This window comes from Chloracidobacterium sp. (assembly GCA_016715795.1).
Taxonomy (GTDB): Bacteria; Acidobacteriota; Blastocatellia; order Pyrinomonadales; family Pyrinomonadaceae; genus OLB17.
The window spans coordinates 865,907-885,523 of the sequence record JADJXP010000002.1; the positions used below are offsets into that span (position 1 = coordinate 865,907).

At 57.1% G+C, this 19,617-nt stretch carries 19 protein-coding genes; 12 read left to right on the plus strand and 7 right to left on the minus strand.

All coding sequences use genetic code 11. The annotated features are described in order from the left end of the window. Positions 1–2: 2 nt before the first annotated feature. Complete coding sequence (locus tag IPM59_08860; GenBank protein ID MBK9215699.1) at positions 3–482, minus strand: ubiquinol-cytochrome c reductase iron-sulfur subunit; 480 nt, start codon at positions 480–482, stop codon at positions 3–5. Beyond that, positions 479–2,392 carry an FAD-dependent oxidoreductase gene (locus tag IPM59_08865; protein ID MBK9215700.1) on the minus strand — a complete coding sequence of 638 codons (1,914 nt, stop codon included), beginning with the start codon at positions 2,390–2,392 and terminating at the stop codon, positions 479–481. Before IPM59_08865 ends, IPM59_08860 begins: the two co-directional genes overlap by 4 nt. A gap of 221 nt (positions 2,393–2,613) precedes the next feature. On the opposite strand from IPM59_08865, the gene IPM59_08870 reads away from it, so the two are divergent. Genes IPM59_08870 through IPM59_08880 form a run of 3 tightly spaced genes read left to right on the plus strand, consistent with a single transcriptional unit; the run spans position 2,614 to position 5,392 of the window. Next, positions 2,614–3,477 (plus strand): hypothetical protein, encoded by an 864-nt coding sequence (locus IPM59_08870; GenBank protein ID MBK9215701.1) that lies wholly within the window; start codon positions 2,614–2,616, stop codon positions 3,475–3,477. Between the two features lie 7 nt (positions 3,478–3,484). After that, positions 3,485–4,483 carry a zinc ribbon domain-containing protein gene (locus IPM59_08875; protein ID MBK9215702.1) on the plus strand — a complete coding sequence of 333 codons (999 nt, stop codon included), beginning with the start codon at positions 3,485–3,487 and terminating at the stop codon, positions 4,481–4,483. A gap of 12 nt (positions 4,484–4,495) precedes the next feature. Continuing rightward, positions 4,496–5,392: a D-alanyl-D-alanine carboxypeptidase family protein gene (locus IPM59_08880; protein MBK9215703.1), complete on the plus strand. Its 897-nt coding sequence runs from the start codon at positions 4,496–4,498 to the stop codon at positions 5,390–5,392. A 60-nt stretch (positions 5,393–5,452) separates the two neighbouring features. Here the strand turns inward: IPM59_08880 and glnA are convergent, their stop codons facing one another. Next, complete coding sequence (glnA, locus tag IPM59_08885) at positions 5,453–6,868, minus strand: type I glutamate--ammonia ligase (protein ID MBK9215704.1); 1,416 nt, start codon at positions 6,866–6,868, stop codon at positions 5,453–5,455. Positions 6,869–7,049: 181 nt separating this feature from the next. On the opposite strand from glnA, the gene IPM59_08890 reads away from it, so the two are divergent. The 9 genes from IPM59_08890 (at position 7,050) to IPM59_08930 (ending at position 14,739) form a co-directional block, all read left to right on the plus strand. Further along, positions 7,050–7,544: a hypothetical protein gene (locus IPM59_08890; GenBank protein ID MBK9215705.1), complete on the plus strand. Its 495-nt coding sequence runs from the start codon at positions 7,050–7,052 to the stop codon at positions 7,542–7,544. Between the two features lie 41 nt (positions 7,545–7,585). Further along, positions 7,586–7,873 (plus strand): 2-nitropropane dioxygenase, encoded by a 288-nt coding sequence (locus IPM59_08895; GenBank protein ID MBK9215706.1) that lies wholly within the window; start codon positions 7,586–7,588, stop codon positions 7,871–7,873. Between the two features lie 18 nt (positions 7,874–7,891). Beyond that, on the plus strand, positions 7,892–8,632 hold the full coding sequence (gene pyrF, locus IPM59_08900) for an orotidine-5'-phosphate decarboxylase (GenBank protein ID MBK9215707.1): 741 nt from the start codon (positions 7,892–7,894) through the stop codon (positions 8,630–8,632). Beyond that, the gene (locus IPM59_08905; protein MBK9215708.1) at positions 8,629–10,143 is read left to right on the plus strand and encodes a DUF3108 domain-containing protein; all 1,515 of its coding nucleotides are present in this window, start codon (positions 8,629–8,631) and stop codon (positions 10,141–10,143) included. Before pyrF ends, IPM59_08905 begins: the two co-directional genes overlap by 4 nt. A 106-nt stretch (positions 10,144–10,249) precedes the next feature. Next, positions 10,250–10,477 carry a ferrous iron transport protein A gene (locus IPM59_08910; GenBank protein ID MBK9215709.1) on the plus strand — a complete coding sequence of 76 codons (228 nt, stop codon included), beginning with the start codon at positions 10,250–10,252 and terminating at the stop codon, positions 10,475–10,477. 93 nt (positions 10,478–10,570) lie between these two features. Beyond that, positions 10,571–12,601 (plus strand): ferrous iron transport protein B, encoded by a 2,031-nt coding sequence (gene feoB / locus IPM59_08915; GenBank protein MBK9215710.1) that lies wholly within the window; start codon positions 10,571–10,573, stop codon positions 12,599–12,601. 89 nt (positions 12,602–12,690) lie between these two features. Continuing rightward, complete coding sequence (locus IPM59_08920; protein MBK9215711.1) at positions 12,691–12,873, plus strand: DUF433 domain-containing protein; 183 nt, start codon at positions 12,691–12,693, stop codon at positions 12,871–12,873. A gap of 451 nt (positions 12,874–13,324) precedes the next feature. Next, entirely contained in the window at positions 13,325–14,212 is an 888-nt protein-coding gene (locus IPM59_08925) for a DMT family transporter (GenBank protein ID MBK9215712.1), read from the plus strand. Positions 14,213–14,262: 50 nt separating this feature from the next. Then, positions 14,263–14,739, plus strand: a complete 477-nt coding sequence (locus IPM59_08930; protein ID MBK9215713.1) for a MogA/MoaB family molybdenum cofactor biosynthesis protein — start codon at positions 14,263–14,265, stop codon at positions 14,737–14,739. A 74-nt stretch (positions 14,740–14,813) separates the two neighbouring features. Here the strand turns inward: IPM59_08930 and IPM59_08935 are convergent, their stop codons facing one another. The 4 genes from IPM59_08935 to IPM59_08950 all read right to left on the minus strand — a co-directional run bounded on the left by IPM59_08935 (position 14,814) and on the right by IPM59_08950 (position 19,526). Then, positions 14,814–16,334 (minus strand): peptidase S10, encoded by a 1,521-nt coding sequence (locus IPM59_08935; protein MBK9215714.1) that lies wholly within the window; start codon positions 16,332–16,334, stop codon positions 14,814–14,816. 18 nt (positions 16,335–16,352) lie between these two features. Continuing rightward, positions 16,353–17,549 (minus strand): amidohydrolase family protein, encoded by a 1,197-nt coding sequence (locus tag IPM59_08940; protein MBK9215715.1) that lies wholly within the window; start codon positions 17,547–17,549, stop codon positions 16,353–16,355. Positions 17,550–17,587: 38 nt separating this feature from the next. Further along, on the minus strand, positions 17,588–18,913 hold the full coding sequence (locus IPM59_08945; protein MBK9215716.1) for an amidohydrolase family protein: 1,326 nt from the start codon (positions 18,911–18,913) through the stop codon (positions 17,588–17,590). A 97-nt stretch (positions 18,914–19,010) separates the two neighbouring features. Further along, on the minus strand, positions 19,011–19,526 hold the full coding sequence (locus tag IPM59_08950; protein MBK9215717.1) for a hypothetical protein: 516 nt from the start codon (positions 19,524–19,526) through the stop codon (positions 19,011–19,013). Positions 19,527–19,617 lie beyond the last annotated feature (91 nt).

Genomic DNA, 19,617 nt, shown 5'->3' on the forward strand with positions numbered 1-19,617 from the left:
AGCTACACCTTTGTCCCCGATTTGACGGTCGTTCCCTCGTCGATATTGAATACCGCACCATTCTTGGCTACCTTAAGCCACGGCAGGGGCTTGGGAGCCGGGCCCTTTCGCACGGTGCCGTCTTTTTCAAAGCCTGAGCCGTGGCACGGACAATCGAATCCCGTTCCGCTTGCCTTGACGATGCAGCCCAGATGCGTACAGATCGTCGAGATCGCATACACACCCTCGCCGTCGCGAAAGACGGCGACGTTGCGGCCCGGCGGGATGAACGCCTCGCCCTCAAGCAGCGTGTCGGGCAGCGTGACGTTAAACTTCTTCGATAGTGTCGCCGACACGGCCGCCTTGGGCAGCTTGAGCATGCCGAATACCGAGAAAACGAATGCCGCAATCATCGAACCCAAGGCTGCGAGGCCCAAAAAGTCCCTGCGCGGCATCGGCTCGGGATCAAATCGTGACTCTTTCTTGCCCGGATGCGTAGTCATACACAACTCCAGTTTGTCTGAAATGTAATGCGTTCCATTGATATCGCATCGACCGGGCAGCGTATCGCGCACAGCGCGCAGCGGATGCACCGGTCCTCGTCCTTAAGGATCGCTGAGTTCTCCTTCAGGTCAGCGTCCTCGCCTAACGCCCGGTCAAAGACTGTTTCGGTCTCTTCGCCGATCTCGATCCGGCCAAGTGAGACGAGCTTGAGACACTTTGTCGGGCAGACGTCCTGACAGCCGCCGCATAATACGCAGCGCAGCCCGTCGAATACCGGCGTGACGCCACAATCGAGACAGCGAGACGCCTCGCGCATTGCCTGTTCCTTGGTATAGCCGATCTCAACGACATTTTCGGGATGCTCGAGGCGTTCGGATGGCTCGATCGTCGGCACCTCGACGCGGCGTATCGATTCGTATCCGAGTTCGCGCCGATAATGATCGAGGACCCTGTGGGCTTCGATGACCTCGCTCTCCAATTTCCGGCCTGTCAGGAATTGGTACACGGAACGCGCCGCCGCCTTGCCCGATGCGACGGCATCGATGAGCAGACGCGTTCCGTGGGCGAGATCACCGGCGACAAAGACGCCATCCGCAGTCGTGGAAAGGGTTGCTGGATCAACCTTTAACCAGTCACCGCGCATTCGTTCGACATCTTTGCCGCCGATCTCAAGAAATGACAGCTTTGGGGCCTGCCCAACTGCAAGCAGCACCGTGTCGCAGGGGATGACACGCGTATCCTCGTCGTCATAGACCGGAGCAAACTTTCGCTCGTCGTCATAGACCCGCAGGCATCGACGAAAAGCTACGCCCGTCACGTGTCCCGCCTCATCGCGGACGATCTCGGTCGGGCCCCAGCCATTGCTGCGTTCGACGCCCTCCTCATCGCCCTCAACGATCTCAATGGTGTCGGCAGGCATCTCTTCGGCACCTTCGAGCGAGACGAGGTGAACGCGCGTCGTGCCCGCCAGCCGAGCTGCCGTTCGAGCCGTATCGAATGCGATCTGCCGGACTACGGAGCGGGCGACGTCGTAGGCGACATTACCACCGCCGATCACGACCACTTCGTTGCCGATCTCGATAGGTTCATCGAGTGAGACGGCCCGCAGCAGATCGACGCCGCCGACCACACCCGGGCCGTTCTCGCCCTTGAGACCGAGTTCTCGCGACGATTTTGCCCCGACCGCTATTATTACGGCCGCAAACTGCTCGCGAAGTTCCTTGAATGTGACGTCCTTTCCGACCTCGACGCCGCAGCGGATATCGACGCCGAGTGCCTCGATGACCGCCACCTCGCTCGCTATCAGGTCGCGGGGCAGGCGATAGGCCGGGACTCCGACCGCGAGCATACCAGCCGCAACCGGTTCGATCTCAAAAACAACCGGATTGAAACCTAACAGTGCCAGATCATGGGCTGCGCTCAGTCCCGCGGGCCCTGACCCGATAATGGCGATCTTCTCACCGTTGCCCGGCACGACGGTTCGGCTGCGTGCAGCTCGCAGGAGCGATGCCATTTCTTCGGCGTCGGCCGCTATGGGCGGAATGAAATCCCTGATCTCATCGACAACATCACTGACCGGCCTTGCCTCGGGGCCGTATTGGTCGCAGACGAAACGCTTAAGCGCCCGAATGGCGATCGGACGGTCCTGGCCGACAAACAGCCCGTCATCGTTGACTTTTGGAATCTTCCCGCGACGGCAGGCGACCTCGCACGGTGCTCCGCAGATACGGCCGCACATCGAGGCAAAGGGATTTGGGCCGCGGGCGATCAGGTAGGCTTCATTGAATTTTCCGTCTGCGATCGCTCGAACGTAGCCGCGTGCATCCGTGTGAACAGGGCAGGCGGCCTGACACGAGATCAATCCCTTATGGTAGCCTTCCCCCGGGATGTCGACTTTGAGAATCCGCATATTGACCAATACAAAGCGCGAAATCTTTCGCACCTTACACGAAATACCCCGCGATAGGAGCAGTATTTTCGTGTAGAACAGCCTGACATTGCTCATTGGTAGCAACTTGTGTGCCCAGAACAAGATCAAGCCCGTTCGGAACACTAATTGTGGCTGCGAAGCAGAAATTGAGGTATCATCTTGGGCGAGTCGATATGCTCATCGATCGTTGTAGCTAACAAATGAAAAGCCTTTACCTATTCATGATGATCGTGACGATAGGGTCGCTTGGTAATGCGATCAGCGGGCAGTCGGTGGCTCCCACGGACTTTCGCGAGGTGGTCGAGCGGCTCTTTGAGAAGGAATACAAACGCGACTTCGAGACTGTTTGCCCGATCACGACCGATTGGGTGGCCACCCGCATCTTCCGCGAATACGGAGCTGTCTTTGTCGCCAATGGCGGTGTAATGCTACCGCCACGATGCATGTATGAGAGCGAAGAGCAACTCAGTAAACTTCACGCCGACATCGATAAGCAGACCGAGACGATAGACGGCGTTACGATCACTCTTCAGCGGCCGGCGATGGTAGCCCTGCTTCAGGCGAGGAAGGACGCTACAAAACGTCGCCTTAGGATAAGTCCGCGAGGCGGGCCGACTGCCGCGGCGCGCAATTATTCGACGACGGTCGCTCTCTGGAAGTCGCGTGTCGATCCGGGACTTAGATACTGGCAGCAGCGAGGCCGGATAGGGCCCGCCGATGCATCTGCCGCGGCGAAGATGCCCGCACGTCAACAGGTCGAACAGATCCTGCTATGGGAACGGGATGATATATTCTTTAGCACCGACCGGTCCAAATCGATACTGTATTCGGTCGCCGTGCCGGGAGCTTCGCAGCACAACTTTTTGCTGGCGCTCGACGTGGCTCAGTTTGGCAATGCGGGCGTTCGGCAGATCATGGCCGAGAACGGATGGTTCCAAACCGTCAAAAGCGATCAGCCGCATTTTACATATCTCGGACTGAAAGAGAGCGAACTTCCGGCCCTTGGGTTGAAGGCGGTTTTTGCTAACGGACAGAAGTTCTGGGTCCCGAACATCGCTGAGTGAGGTAGTCATGATATGTCATCACTGTAATACTCAGAATGCAGATGACTATGACTTTTGCGTAAGCTGTGGACAACCGATAAACGCGACCGTACAGCGTCGGGCGAACCTCTTCCAGCCGCCGGGCGTGGCCCAGATGGCTGACAAGAAACGGACGGTGCTGCCGTGGGTGCTGGCGGGGCTTGTCGCCGTACTGTTGGTCGTAGTTTTCGGCGGCGTCTTCGCCGTCTATCAATGGACGCCGAGCGAGGTGCTTCCGACACATTTCGGGATGTTCGTGCAAAATGACGCCAAGGACCGTGTCGATGAGATACGTAGACAGGATTTTGCAAACGCAATCGAAGGCAAGGCCGCTTTGCTTAAGGACGAGGCCCTTCCTACCGTGGTATCGCATCCTAGTCTTATCCTGAATGCGGACAGCAGCATCAATATCAATGATCTGCGGCTCGTTCCACTCGAGGCGATCAAGGACGACGGCAGCATGCAGCAGATCGACCTTCAGGCGGCGCCGGTCGAAGGAAAGCCTGAGATGAAACGCCTTCGTGTGCCAGACGGTCTCGCCAACGGCAAATATGCATTGGCGATCTTTGATAGCTACATCAACGAGGGCAAGCAGCGCTTCTGGCCGTTTCAGGTTCGGGACTCCGCAAAAAGCGATAACGGAAGCGCTCTGAAAGCCGCATCGGTCCCACTGAAACCAAAGGCCCAGGCGACCAATACACCGGCGACCCCAACGACATCCGTATCCACCCGGACGGCCCCGGTCCAGCCGGCGGTGCCACCGCCAATGCCGACAACGGGCATGAGAACGATCTCCGCTAACTATGTCAGGGTCCGTGTCGGGCCGAGTTCGAATGCGGCATTTCATCCGACATTTCGATTCAATCGCGGCGCGCGCGTGAATGTCGTTGGCTACACTGGCTATGAATGTCCCAAGAGCGGGAAGGGCTGCGGGCCATGGGCCGAGATCGAAGGTGGCTACTACGTCCACTCGTCATTGCTTCGGTAAAGGAGTTTTGAGATGCACAGATCGATCATCGCTCTTATTACGCTGGCATTCGCCGTTGGTGCTTGCCAATGCGGATCGGAAACGAACGATAACAAGACCTGGACAAATATCCCCAAAGCGTCAAATTCGGGAAAGAATTCGGCTATCGAGCCCGACAAGAATATTATGAACGGTGGTTTTACTGCGAATCTGCCGGCAGGCTTTGAACCGCCGACTGATGAAGTCGGCAAGCGGATGCTGAAGGAATACGGCGCACTATACGTCGCCCGCGGTGGTGCTGTCGCGCCGAAGACGGCCGCTTTTCGCGATGGGGCTGCCGTGACGGCCTTCCAATCCTCCGCCAAAGGAACCAGTGGCAGCATTGGCGGCACGACCCTCGAATTGCAGGAGCCTGCGATGACGCATCTCAAGGATGCCATCGCTGAGGCCGAAAAGTCTGGCGCGTCCATCACGCCTCGCGGGACGGACTCGGCAAAACGCAGCTATGAGGATACCGTGACGCTCTGGGCGAGCCGCGTGAATCCGGGGCTGACGCATTGGGTCGGCAAGGGGCGCATCACTCAAGCCGATGCGGATCGGATCAAGGGCATGTCACCATTTGAACAGGTGAGTGAGATATTCAAGCTCGAAGAACAGGGGATCTACTTTGCCAAGACGCTCGATAAATCTATCATCTACTCCGTCGCACCGCCCGGCACGTCGCAGCACCTGTCTATGCTGGCTCTCGATGTCAATGAGCACGAGAACGCCAAGGTCAGACAGATACTGGCGAAACACGGCTGGTATCAGACTGTCGTGAGCGACCTGCCGCACTTCACGTTTCTGGGCGTGCCTGAGAGCGATCTGCCAAGACTGGGATTGAAGAAACGGACTGACGGCGGTAGAATTTATTGGGTTCCCGATATTTAGAATCTTTCTTATCAGTTGCCTCCGACTCTAGCTGGAGGCAACTGACCTAAGACCTAATTTCTACACATCATAATACATCGAGAACTCAAGCGGATGCGGCCGCAATCTCAACGGCGTGATCTCGTTCTCGCGTTTGTATCTGATCCAGCGTTCGATAAGCTGTGGCGTAAAGACATCGCCCTTGAGCAGGAAGTCGTGGTCGTTCTCGAGTGCCTTGAGCGATTCGTCGAGGCTGCCTGGCAGCGAGGGGACGTTTGCCAATTCCTCGGGAGGCAGATCGTAGATGTCCTTGTCGAGCGGTTCGCCCGGATCGATGCGGTTCTGGACGCCGTCGAGGCCGGCCATCAGCAGCGCCGCAAACGTCAGATACGGATTGCACGACGGATCGGGCGGACGAAACTCAAGACGCTTTGCCTTTGGCGATTGCGAGAACATCGGTATCCTCACCGCCGCAGAGCGGTTTCGCGCCGAGTATGCCAGATTCACGGGCGCCTCAAAGCCCGGAACGAGCCTCTTGTATGAGTTGGTCGTTGGTGCGGCAAATCCTACTATCGCCGGAGCATGCTTCAAAAGCCCGCCGATGTAGAATTTTGCCATCTCCGACAGCCCCGCATACTGATCGCCGCCAAACAGCGGGTCGCCGTCCTTCCACAACGACTGGTGAACGTGCATACCCGAGCCGTTATCGCCGAAGAGCGGTTTCGGCATAAATGTCGCCGTCTTATCGTAGGCGTGGGCCGTATTCTTTACGACATACTTAAAGAGCATCAGATTATCGGCCGTATGGAGCAGATTCGAGAATCTGAAATCGATCTCGCATTGTCCGGCGGTCGCAACCTCATGGTGATGGCATTCGACGCTGATGCCAACCTCGAGGAGCGTTGACGAGATCGTGTTGCGGATGTCGATAAGCGAATCCATCGGGGCGACCGGTACGTAGCCCTCTTTAGGGCGGATATGGTAGCCGGTGTTCGGAACATCTCCGCCACGTGCGGAGTTCCAGTGGCCCTCTTCGCTGTCAATAAAGTAGCCGGCCGAGTTTTGCTCATTGTGGAATTGAGCCTGGTCAAAAATAAAGAACTCGGCTTCGGGGCCAAAATACGCGGTGTCGGCAAGGCCGGTAAAGTTCAGATAGCTCTCGGCGCGGCTTGCGACCGAACGTGGATCGAGCCAGTAGCCCTCTTTAGTTATCGGATCGACGGCATTTGCGATCAGGCAGAGCGTGGTGTCGTCGGTGAATGGGTCGATCCAGAACCGCGACGGATCCGGCACGAGCAGCATGTCCGATTCGTGAATTGCCGCCCACCCGCGAAGGCTAGAGGCGTCAAACCCGAACCCGTCCTCAAAGCTGTCTTCCGTCAACTGATCGATCGGGAAGGTCAGGTGGTGCCACGCGCCGGGCAGATCCGTAAAGCGCACAGAGACAAATCTCGCTTCTTGGTCAGAAGCGAAAGTCAAGACATTTTTGGCGTTCATGTTCTCTCCTGGGTTAAGGGACAAGTTTTGAGCGTGAAAACCGCATAGCGGGGAAAATCAAAAAAGAGATATTACATCAGCACCGGCAAAGTTCAAAACGCGGGGAAGAAGATTTACGACGGGTTGCTCGTAGTATGCCTCTTCACGTAACATTTTTTCGATGGACCATAGGTTTTGTTTAATGAAAATGCTTTTTGTCACGGCCATCTGTGTCGGTTCGCTCGGCTGCGGCCCGGCGTCCGATACACCGACGAAACCGTCGCCGAACGCCAATGCCGCTCAGGCTGCGTCGCCGACACCGAGCCTTGCGCCGAATACGGAAAGGCTCGCCAACAGTGGTAATGAGAACGCTAAGTTAGCCGTGAACCGACGGCAGGGAGTCGAGAATCCGGGGACCTCAGGGCCGAAGCCTACGCCGCAGTTTCGCCCGTCAGGCGAGAACTCTGAAACCGCTGTGACGATGGACAAGGAGGGCCATTTTGTCGAAGTGCGTGTCTTTAAGGACCATCCGCAGTTCGATCGGATCGAGGCCGTTTGGATCGGCCTGCCCCTGAAAGAGCTCAGATTCAGGCTCCGCAATGGCAAGACGATCACGGCGCGCACGGAGAAGCTCACCAACCTGCAATCTGCGACCACTGCACAATTGCTTGCGATCGCAGGTTTGTCTGCACAATAACAGGCACGAATCACAGCCGATAATGTATAATCTCAGTTTTTATGGATAAGTATTCGATAGTCTGCCCCTGCTGCGAAGCGACCTTGACGGTCGATGCAAACACGGGGGCGCTGCTCGCACACGAGGAGAAGAAGAAGGTCCTGGGATCGTTCGAAGACCTGAAAGGCAACCTCGACAAGCAGAAAGAACATCGCGAGCAGATATTCGCTCAGGAAATGTCGTCAATGAAGGATCGCGAACGGCTGCTCGAAGAAAAATTCAAGGAAGCCCTAAAACGCGCAGAAGGCGACACGACGACACCGTTCAGAAATCCTCTTGACCTCGACTAGACGAACATGCCCGCCAGTATGGCCTTGCCAGTCATTGATCCAAAAATGCGCGTAATAGTCGCCCTCGATGTGGATTCGGCCCACGAGGCGCGCCGCATCGTTGCGGAGTTGGCAGGCCATGTTGGCGCTTTCAAGGTCGGGCTGCAGTTGTTCACCGTCGCGGGCCCCGAATTTGTTAGGGAACTTACGGCAGACGGTCATCGCGTTTTTCTCGACTTAAAATTTCACGATATCCCAAATACTGTTGTAAATGCAGCCGTCGAGGCCGCCAAACTCGACGTTTGGATGCTGAATGTTCACGCATCCGGCGGTGGCGAGATGATGCGCGAAACGGTACGGCGTGTTGAGGCACATTGTTCGTCGACACGTTCGACTAGGCCGCTGATCATCGCCGTAACAGTGTTGACCAGTAGCGACGACGATACTCTCGGCGAGATCGGTATCGAAACGGATGCCGAGACACAGGTCGTTCGCCTGGCCCGGCTTGCTGCGGATTGCGGCCTCGATGGGGTTGTCGCCTCGGCGCAGGAAGCCGTGGCGATCAGGAAGGCCGTTGGCCGCGACGGTTTTATCATCGTTACGCCCGGCGTCAGGCCCGCTTTTGCAACAAGGGACGACCAGCGGCGTGTAACCAGCGTCAGAGAGGCGTTCGATAACGGCGCAGATCTTCTCGTCATCGGCCGTCCGATAATTCGCGCTGTGAGCATGGCCGACGCGGTCAGTGAGATATTGCACGAGGCGGCAAAAGCCGATCAATGACCATTTACAAGAAACTTCCATTCGGCTTCGTCCTGCGCATCGCGGTCGCGTTTGCCTTCCTTGCGGCATTCGTGTGTGCTCAGGACAGCGAGACAATAGCCAACGACACGGGTCCGGCCCCCACACGATTTCGCATCGGTGAGAAGCTCTCTTATAACCTCTCATTCGGACGTTTTCTTAATGCCGGATACGCTGATATCGCAGTCCTTTCAAGAGGCAAATTGAGAAATGTCGATGTTATTGAGGTCCGCTCGCGCGTCAAGACATTTGATGTCGTCAGCGCGGCGTTTTGTAATATCGATGAGACGCGGACGGCCTATCTGCAGCCGGGAACCGGCATCCCGGTTTATATCCGAAAGGTATCAAGCACCGGTGCCCTTCCGGTAGAAACGAACGCTGACTTCTTCAAGGTGCCGACGACGAGCCTCGATCTGCTCTCGCTAATCTATAAGGTCCGCGAGAGTGGGGGCACGGGCAGTTTTGCCGTTACTGAGAATGAGCAACTCTACAGCCTCACCCTCACGGCCGCGGGCACTGAACAGGTGAAGACCGAGATTGGCGACATTGAGGCCAACGTGTCGGCCGTGCAGGGCGAGGCCCTCGCTGCCCTCGGCATAAAGGACATGCGGATCGGATTTACGGCCGACGAGCATCGCGTCCCGGTTTTCCTTCGCTTCAGGACACCCAAAGGGCCCTTTCGAGCGGTCATTGCGTCGATAACGCTGCCCGAGGTGCCAACCAAACCTACACCCACACCGACCCCAACACCCGCACCAACGCCCGCTGTCAAACCGTCGCCAACGCCCGATACGTATGTCGATAACGCCCCGCTGTTACCTGAGTTGGGCTTTCAGGTTGGTGAACTTCTCGAATATCGCGTCGCCACTGACCGACGCCCGGCCGGCACCATGACATTGAATGCCAAAGAACGTAAGCGGATCAACAACGTCGATACCCTGGTCCTTAGGGCCAGCGTCACGGGTTCGGCTACGGGTGCGGATGCCCTCCGTCCCGGCGATTATTTCGAAGCTCAGGTCGATCCCGATACACTCGCCCCGCGATACTCGTCCGCGAAGTTTGTCTCTCCATTTCCCTCGTTGAATCAAACACTGACGTTTGACCCCAATAGCGGCGAGATCGGCACGGGCGGAAAGCAAACGATCGACGCACCCGTCGGGACCCACACGGTCCTGACGCTGATCTACGCAATGCGTTCGTTCAATCTAAAGCCGAGTAAAGATCCGGGCAATCCGGTCAACGATACCCGCGTGGCGGTGTTCTGGGGCGACAGGCCGCTTGTCTTCACCTTGCGGCCATCGACGCTCGAGGTGATCGACATCGGCGGTGAGAAGGTCAGTGCTCAATTGATCTCGATCACGACGGGCGAAGGGATTCTTGACAAACTCGACCTAAAAGTATGGCTTGGAGCCGAGGACCGCGTCCCGCTGCGCTTTTCCGCCGGGGCATATACGGCGGAGCTTGTCTCTCGCTCGACGAGTCTTCGAAAATAGAGCCTGACCTGCCAAGACAGTTCTCAAGACGGGGTGTGAGCTTGCCCCAATAGTTGAAAGTGATTTTCATTTACTATATTATTAGGTTGAGGAGGAGTCCCTTGCGATGGTCAAAACGACACTGACAGACGTAGTGCCGGGGCGAAGTGTAAGAGTTACCGCCGTGAGCGGCAGCGGCCGTATCACGCAAAGATTGCTCGAAATGGGTATCATTCCGGGCGTCTCGCTAAAGGTCGTCAAATCCGCACCCTTCGGCGACCCGATCGAGGTCCGCCTGCGAGGCTACAGCCTCGCCATGCGCCGCAGCGAGGCCGCCGCCGTCGAAGTTGCATAAAAACAGGTGCCCACGAAATACACGAAATACACAAAAAAGAAAATAGCTTCTTGTTTTTGTGTGTTTTGTGTTTTTCGTGGGCAATTTTCTTAAATGGCCGATCGCCAGCACATAACCGTCGCGCTTGCGGGCAATCCTAACGCCGGCAAGACCACGCTGTTTAACGCCCTCACGGGCCTCAAGCAAAAGGTTGCAAACTATCCCGGCGTCACAGTCGAACGCAAATCCGGCCCATGGACTCTCAACGGCCACGCGGCCGATCTGATCGACCTGCCCGGCCTCTACAGCCTCGATGCGACGTCGCTGGACGAGCACATCGCCCGTGACATCATCACCGGCGAGCGGCCGGAGGTGCCGCGGCCCAACGCTGTCGTGGCGGTCGTCGATGCGACCAATCTCGAACGCAATCTCTATCTCGTCACGCAGCTTTTTGAATTCGGCGTTCCGGTCGTGGTCGCCCTAACAATGATCGACCAGTTTGAGAAGCAAAAGCACCAGATCGATGTCGAGATGCTGTCGGCTTTGCTCAAAACGCCGGTCGTCGCGGTGAACGCTAAGACCGGCCGCGGGATCGACGAGCTTGCGGAAAAGGTGAACGACGTCATCGGGACGACGCCCGAGGTGCCGTATGTCTTCGACGAGACGAGAGAAGACGGCCCGCACGGCAAGATCTTTGCGCGCTACCAGTTCATTTCAAACGCCGTTCAGGAATCCGTCTGGCACAGCGACCATGACAAGCATCGCCTGTCCGAGAAGATCGACCGTGTGTTGACACACAGATTCTTTGGTCTGGTCATCCTCGTCGCGATACTGCTCGTCGTTTTCCAAACGATCTTTTCGTGGGCGACGCTGCCGATGGACCTGTTGGAATCGGGCTTTGGTGCCTTGAGCGAGGCCACCAAATCGGCCTTGCCAGAGGGAATTCTCGCCGACCTTATCGCGGACGGCATCATCGCGGGCGTCGGCGGCGTGGTGGTGTTTTTGCCGCAGATATTGCTTCTCTTCCTCTTTATATCGCTCCTCGAAGACAGCGGCTACATGGCCCGGGCGGCGTTCCTGCTCGACAAACTAATGTCCCGCATCGGCCTGCACGGCAAGGCGTTTTTGCCGCTGATATCGAGCTTTGCATGCGCGATTCCGGGCATCATGGCGACCCGCACTATCGAGAGCCGCCGCGATCGCTTCGCGACCATCCTGATCGCCCCGTTCATGTCGTGCTCGGCCCGCCTGCCGGTTTACACGCTCATGATCGGCGCGTTCTTTGGTGGGCAATATGTAATGGGATTCATTTCCGTCGGCGCGTTGCTGATGCTCGCAATGTACGCCATCGGCATCATCGTAGCCATCGCCGTCGCGTTCGTATTGAAAAGGACGGTATTGAAGGCTCCACCGCCGCCGTTCCTAATGGAACTCCCGCCATACAGATTGCCGAATCTCCGCACCGTCGTGCAAAACATGCTGACGCGTGCGTGGTTGTTTTTGAAACGAGCGGGAACGGTGATCCTGGCGATATCGATCATCTTATGGGCCCTGATGTATTTCCCGAGACAAGGTCTTGAGTCTGGAGTCTTAAGTCCTGAGCAGGAACAAACACAGAGTCTTCGGTCTGAAGTCTTAAGTCCTGAGCAGGAAAAAGAGGGTTCTGCTCAAGACTCAAGACTTAACACTTCAGACTCAGGGCAGACTCAGGATTCGCTTCAACTAAAACGCTCGTTTGCGGGGCGTTTAGGCCACGCCATCGAGCCTGTTATCGAACCCCTCGGCTTCGACTGGAAGATCGGCGTCGCCCTGATCGCTAGCTTTGCCGCCAGGGAAGTCCTTGTCTCAACGCTCAGCATCATCTACAATGTCGGCCGCGACGCCAACGAAGAGTCCGAGACCCTCATCTCCGCCATCCGCGATGAGAAAAAAGACGACGGCACACCCGTCTGGACGCCGCTCACGGCCCTTACCCTAATGGTCTTCTTTGTCCTCGCCATGCAATGCATGTCCACCCTCGCCGTAGTCCGCCGCGAAACAAACTCTTGGACCTGGCCGATCTTCATGTTCGCCTACATGACGGTAATCGCCTACATCGCCGCCCTGCTCACCTACCAGGGCGGAAAGCTGTTAGGATTTGGGTAATTAACAACGAATAACGAACAACGAGCAATGCCGGCACTATTCACTATTAGTTGTTCACTATTCACTGCTTTGATGTATATTTGTCTCGTATGACCGAGGTGATAAACATCGATCCCGAGATCCTTGGCGGCACGCCTGTATTTCACGGGACGCGTGTGCCGGTCGAGAGCCTGTTTGATCATTTGGAAGAGGGTGTGCCTCTAGACGAATTCCTTGATGATTTCCCAACCGTCACCCGCGAGCAGGCCGTTGAGGTGCTGGAGATGGCATAGAATGTGGGTCTTTCTATTCTCCATTCTCAATTATCAGTTCTCAGTTGTGGCGCTGATCATCCTCGCCGCCCTCGCCTTTCTCGGCGTCAAACTCTTCTCCAAGCGAAAGTCCTTCTCCACCAAACACGGCTGCGATAATGATTGCAGCTGCGGAAAGGGTTGATGTCCCGTAGGGACGGTTGAAAATGGCGCAAAGGGGTTGATCAGTCGTCCCTGCGGGACTTAGATTGCTGTGATCAATTTACCCAGCGATGAATCGCCGGGCTATTTTCCGCCAGTCCCTGCGGGACAGATAGGCGAAATTTGCGCCGCAGATCGGCAGCCTGCTTGACTTGCGGTTCAAAAAGAAACCCAATTCCCGAAATCAATGAAATAGCTAGTTTTTACGGCGCAATTTTTCTGATTTTCGGGCGCGGTTGCAATGAGCGCTTGGGGTGATTAACCTCATAGTTTGGCAACCGAGGCACAATGGATCACGCCGGGGGTGCGGTCGATGTTCTTATCGACGGCGGCGTTCATTTTGGCGAATGTTTTCGTCAAGCAGGTCGCGCACATTCCGGCGATGGAGACGGTCTTCTTTCGGTGTTTGATAGCGAGCACGTTTTGCTTTATCGGGCTGTATCGCGCTCGCGAGAATCCGGTCGGCACGAGCCATTTGATACTGTTTTTGCGGGGCGCGTTCGGCACGGCGGCGTTGTATTGCTTCTTTCTGACGCTGCAGCATATGCCGCTGGCGTCGGCCCAGACGATACAGTACCTGTCGCCGATATTTACCGCGACCATCGCGATATTCGTGCTCAGCGAACGCGTGAGGTCGATACAATGGCTGTTTTACGCGGTGGCGTTTTTGGGGGTGCTGCTGATCCAGCGGTTCGACCCGCGAATCTCGCCGTATTACTTAGGGTTGGGCATCGTGTCGGCGTTCTGTTCGGGCGTGGCTTACAATCTTGTGCGGAGCCTGCGTGGCAAAGAGCATCCGCTAACGGTAGTGCTGCATTTCCAGTTTGTCGGGCTGGTCGTCGGGGCCGTGTCGCTGTTTTTTGAATGGACCACGCCCGTTGGGATCGAATGGCTGTGGCTGTTCCTCGTGGGAGTATTCTCACAGCTTGGGCAGATGTTCCTGACCAACGCCCTGCAACGCGAACCCGTCGCGGGCGTGGCTATAATCAATTACACGGGCTTGGTTTACGCGATCACGATCGGCTGGATCGTCTTTGGCGAAGCCCAAGGGCCGATGGCGTTGGCCGGCATGGGATTGGTAGTAGCAGGCGTCGCCATGAGCGTGCTATACGGCCGTCGACAGCGAAGCAGGGAAGCTGTTGAGACCACCGCCGCCTAAAAGAGAGGAATTGACCAGAGAGGCACAGAGGGCACAGAGGGCACGGAGAGATGGAAATTAGGGCAGTGGTTGTGACGGTGAGTGATACGCGGACGCTGGCGGACGACGTTTCGGGCAATAAGTTGGTCGAGTTGTTTCATGGCGTTGGGGCGGAGATCGTTGAGCGGATCTTGGTTTCGGACGAACTGCTCGATCTGCGGGAAACGCTTTACACGCTGGCCGAGCGGGAAGACGTCAACCTGATCATCACGACCGGCGGCACGGGCTTTGGGCCAAGGGACAACACGCCGGAAGCAACACGCGCCGTCATCGAACGCGAGGCTCCCGGCATGGCCGAAGCGATGCGGAGAGAAACCGCGACAAAGACGCCGAGGGCGATGCTTTCACGCGGTATTTGCGGTATTCGAGGCAACACTCTGATCATCAACCTGCCCGGAAGCCCACGGGGTGTTGAGGAGTGTTTCGATGTCATCCGGCCGGTTCTGTCGCACGCCATCGACCTGCTTGCCGGAAAGACGGGGCATTAACCGCGAAATACGCGATATACGCTAAATAAGAGGTTCGCGGTGGAGGCTCTTTCTTTTTTTTGCGTGTTTCGCGGTTAATTCTTACTCCTGACTGCGGACGTAATAAAGGCCGTGGCGTTGGTTTTTAGTTTGCGGAGCTCGCGCACGTCGATATACATCATGTGCCCCGCCTCGTAGTAGGTGAACGAGACGTTTCGACGCAGGGTTGGGTCAAGGTTCATTGCCGAGACCGTATATTCTGCGGCAAAGAACGGCGTGGCCATGTCATAATAGCCCTGTGAGAGCCAGACCTTCATATACGGGTTCTTGGCCATTGCATCCTTGAGCGGCATGCTCGTGTCGGCGTAGGCGTTGTTGGTGTTCCAGTTCCACGGACTGGTGACACCGCCGCCGAGGATGTAGTACTCAACGTCCGACTTATAACCAAGCTCGCCGCGAACGTAGCTGTTAAAGGCCGCCGTATAGGGCGGGCGAATGGCGTTCATCGACGGGTCGCTGTCAGGCCCGTCACCAGCGGCATCCCGGTCGATGCCTTTGAATCGGCTGTCGAGCCGGCCGACGGTGCGGCGTTCAGGCACGCGCAGTAATTCCTTCTGAAATTCCCCCAACTCGATACGAAAGTTGTTGCGAATTATGAAATCGGTCGGGAGGCCCGTGAATGTGGCATATGATGCGGCAAGCGCGTTCCGCTCAACGTCGGTCAACGAATCGATCCTGAGCAGGGCTCGCATGTATTCGTTGGACGCCCAGCGACGGGCCTCGTCGGTTACCTGTTCGATGGTCTTAGACTGAAGTTGCGGCTGTAGGCGTTTGTGATACCACGCCGTCGCCGTGTAGCTCGGGAAGATGAATACCAGCGGCATATCGTTGTTGGCGGCGAAGCGGATCGTTTGAAAGTTCAATACAGCCGACACAAGGGCGATGCCATTAAGGGCGATACCGTGGTCAAAGAGCCAGTTGGACAATCCGCTCGCGCGGGTCGTGCCGTATGATTCACCGACGAGGAACAGCGGCGAGGTCCAGCGTTCATTGCGGCCGAGATACATTCGAATAAATTCGCCGACCGACTCGATATCGCCATTGACTCCGAAGAACTTACTTGCCAATTCAGGCTTTGCCGCACGCGAATAGCCCGTGCCGACGGGGTCGACAAAAACGAGATCGGTCTCGGTTAGCCACGACGAGGCGTTGTCCTCCATCTCATACGGCGGCGGCGGAAGCATACCGTCGTCGAGCATCTTGACGCGTCGCGGCCCCAGAGCACCAAGGTGCAGCCAGACGCTAGCCGAGCCGGGCCCGCCGTTGAACGAGAACATCAGCGGCCTTTTCGTCGGCGGATTATCGAGCGTGTATGCCATGAAGAAGATCCGAGCCTCGACATCTCCGCTGACGGCGTTCTTGATCGGCATAAAGCCGGTCGTCGTGGTGTAGCTCAACGTCTGAGAGCCGACACGAACGGTGTGTTTCGTCACCACCGGGGGATCGTCCATTTTGGGGTCAAGCGGTTTCGCAGGCGACGGTGAGGGGCTCGGGGCCTGGGCCAGCACGGCCGACGATAAACAGACGGCGAGCAGAGTTAAAAGGATCTTTTGCATGGTTATTTGAAAACTGAACTATTTCGGCCCTTCGCTGACGATGCGGCCATTGATGATCGTCCCCGTGCAATGCGACGTCCATTCGAACGGATCGCCGTCGTATAGAGCGAGGTCAGCATCTTTCTCGACCTCGATCGAGCCGATCCGTTTTTCGAGGCCGAGTATTTTGGCGGCGTCGATGGTTATCGTGGCCAGCGCGTCGGTGCGGCTGAGGCCGTTGGCCGCGGCCATAGCGGCTTCAAAGAGGACGACGCGCGTCTTTGGGACATAGCTCTCGTAACCACTCTGAAGGGCGACCGGGATTCCTGCTACCCTTAGCCTTGATGCGTTTTCAAGCGACAGATTCGTGCGGTCACCGCCAGGCCGTGCCATCGTCGCGTGGACGATTACGGGGAAACCAGACTCCTTGATCTCGTTCGTCAGGAGGTGGCCGTCGGCAACGCCGTCGAGAACGATCTTGATATTGAATTCCTTCGCGATGCGGATAGCAGTCATGATGTCCTGTGCGGCCTCGGCGGTGACGAGCAGCGGTATCTCACGGTTAATTACGCGCAGCATGATCGCAGAGCGCTGGTCTTTGGGCTTATCGGCCTTCGCGGCGTTCTCTTGGGCCTTGATCAGTTCGGCCCGCAGCATCGCTACCTGCTTGGCACGCGTTCCCGGCGAACGGCCCGCTCCGGCATTCGCGGCGTTGCCGAGCGTGACGGCGATCATCGCGGTCGGCACTATCGTGGCCTCATCGACATTCTTGCCCCACGTTTTGGCTACCATCGTCTGGCCGGAAATAAGTGCAGACGGCTGGTGTCCGGTGTGAATGGTCGTGACGCCGAATTGACGCACCCATTCGACGAGCTTCTCTTCGGCGTTATATGCGTCGGTGGCCCGCAGTTCTGGCTGGATCGTCGCCCCGCCGTCGAGCGCCATCTGGTCGTGAGGTTGGTTAAGGTAGCCGTTAAGGCCGATGACCGTGTGTGCATCTATCAGGCCGGGCGTGACGATCTTGGCGGTCATGACGCGATAGCCGGTCGGGATCGGCACCTCGGTGGCTTTGCCGACGGCGGTGATCTTGCCCGCGCTGATCAGCACGACACCGTTCGTGATCGGGTCGCCATTCATTGTCCAGACAGTCTCGCCTTTGACAGCTATCTGGGCCGAAGCAGTGAATAATGAACAGTGAATAGTGAATAGTGCCAGAGCGAAGAACGGAAGTCTCATCATAGTTCTTGAATTGTTCGTTATTAGTTTTTCGTTGTTCACTGGTTCCCTCCGTCGCCGTCGAAGCAATGAATGTCGCCGGTCATGTCGCTGTCGTCGGTTGCTCCTTTGCCGCCGACGGCGTAGATGTAGTCCTTGGGGTCGGCCCGGTCAAAGACCTTCTTGCCCTCGACGTATGTCTGGAGGACATGCGTATAAACGCTCAGCGGATCGCCCGAAAGGACAACCAAGTCGGCGTCCTTGCCCGCCTCAAGCGAACCGACTCTCCCGTCGATGTCGAGCATCTTGGCATTTGCCATCGTAAGAGCATAGAGAGCACCTTTGCGCGTCATACCGGCTCGCACAGCGAGGCCGGCCGAGCGCAGGAGCCAACGCGAATCGGTTATGCCGTCGTCGGTGTGGAATCCGACCAGGACACCCGCCTTTTCGAGTTCCACTCCATTCTTAAAATCGATATCCACGGTCTCGAGCTTGCCGCCTGGCGAGTCAATAAAGATGATCGACGCCGGTGCCTTTGCATCAGCGATCTCTTTTGCCACCTTCCATGCTTCGCTGACGTGCTGGAGGACGATGCGGAAGCCGAACTCCTTCGAGAGCCGCAAAGCCGTCATGATGTCGTCGTGACGATGCGTATGAAAATGGACAGTGCGCTTGCGTTCGAGGACCTCGACAAGGGCCTCCATCGCGAGGTCGCGGGGCGGCATCTTTGTCTTGTCGCCGGCGGCTTTTGCGACCTTGTCCCGGTAATCCTGTGCCTTAATGAACTGTTCGCGTACCAGCGCGGCGGATTTCGCCCGTGTGCCCGGAAACGCTCCGCCGCCCGCGCGGATCGAGTTTGTGCCGTTGGCGAATTTGATACCGCCCATGTACTTGCCGTCGGCGTCAAGTATCAGCAGATCATCGATCTTGACGGCGTTGTCGCGGAGCTTGAGATACAAGGTCTGCCCACTGTCGAGATGGCCCGAACCGGGCATTACATTGACGCTGGTGATGCCGCCCGCCTGCGCTCGTTGGATGCTCGAAGCCCTCACGTTAAGGCTGTCGAGTATTCGCACGTCGGGCTGTATCGGAGACGATGCGTCGCCGCCCGCCGGACCGCCGATGTGGCTGTGCGTATCGACGATGCCGGGCATTATCACTTTGCCCTTGCAGTCGATGATGGTCACGTCGGACGACAATCGAACCGCCTTGGCGTCGCCGACGGCCGCTATCTTTCCGTTCTGGATCAATACGATACCCTGTTCGATAGGCTCGCCGACTATTGGAATCACGCGGGCGTTGATGAACGCAACGGGCTTTTCCTGCGCGTGCGTGGCCAGCGCCAACAGACACGTCGCGAGAAAGCCCAAAATAACTCTCTTCATTAGCAGCTCCTTTGGTATTCGGATTACGAAAGTTTGTATGGAATAAGGTGCAACGGATGAGCACGCGGTGTCAACCCGAGGAATGAGCAATCAGCGATCAGCCGTCAGCTATCAGGCTCCTTGTCTCGGCGTCGCCGACGAGTTCGGTCAGGGCGATCGCGTGGCGGCGAGAGGCGGACGGGAACGTCTTTACGGCATCGACGAACTCATCCCGTGCAAGCGCGGCGTGAATTGTCAACTTGACGCGGTTATTACGGGCGAGACAGCGTTCGTGAAGGTCGGGGAGGTCGGGAAGCGGCGTTGAAACGGCGTCGGCGAGGCCGGCGTAGCGGTAAAATACCTCGCGAAACTCAAAAACGGCCGCCATTGCGTCGTCATCGAATGCGTCCCGCTCGATCTCGGCGGCGAGGCTCTCAATGCGCAGGCGGCGGGCGTTCTCACGCATTTCCAGACTTGGAAAGACCAGCCGAAACAGCAAAACACCTGCGAAAACCGGCCACAACAGTGACCAGACGACGATCTTGACGAGCGTCGGCCGCCGCTGCGTGACGAGGTATATCGCCACGGGGAAACCGCACGCAAAATACAAAACCGCTGCGACCGAAGGGCTCATAAACGCGTCTATAGACCAGATTCTATCGCTCTTCGCAATTATTCGGAACAACCCGCGGCGGCGATTCGTAATCTAACCGGTTACAAACCAA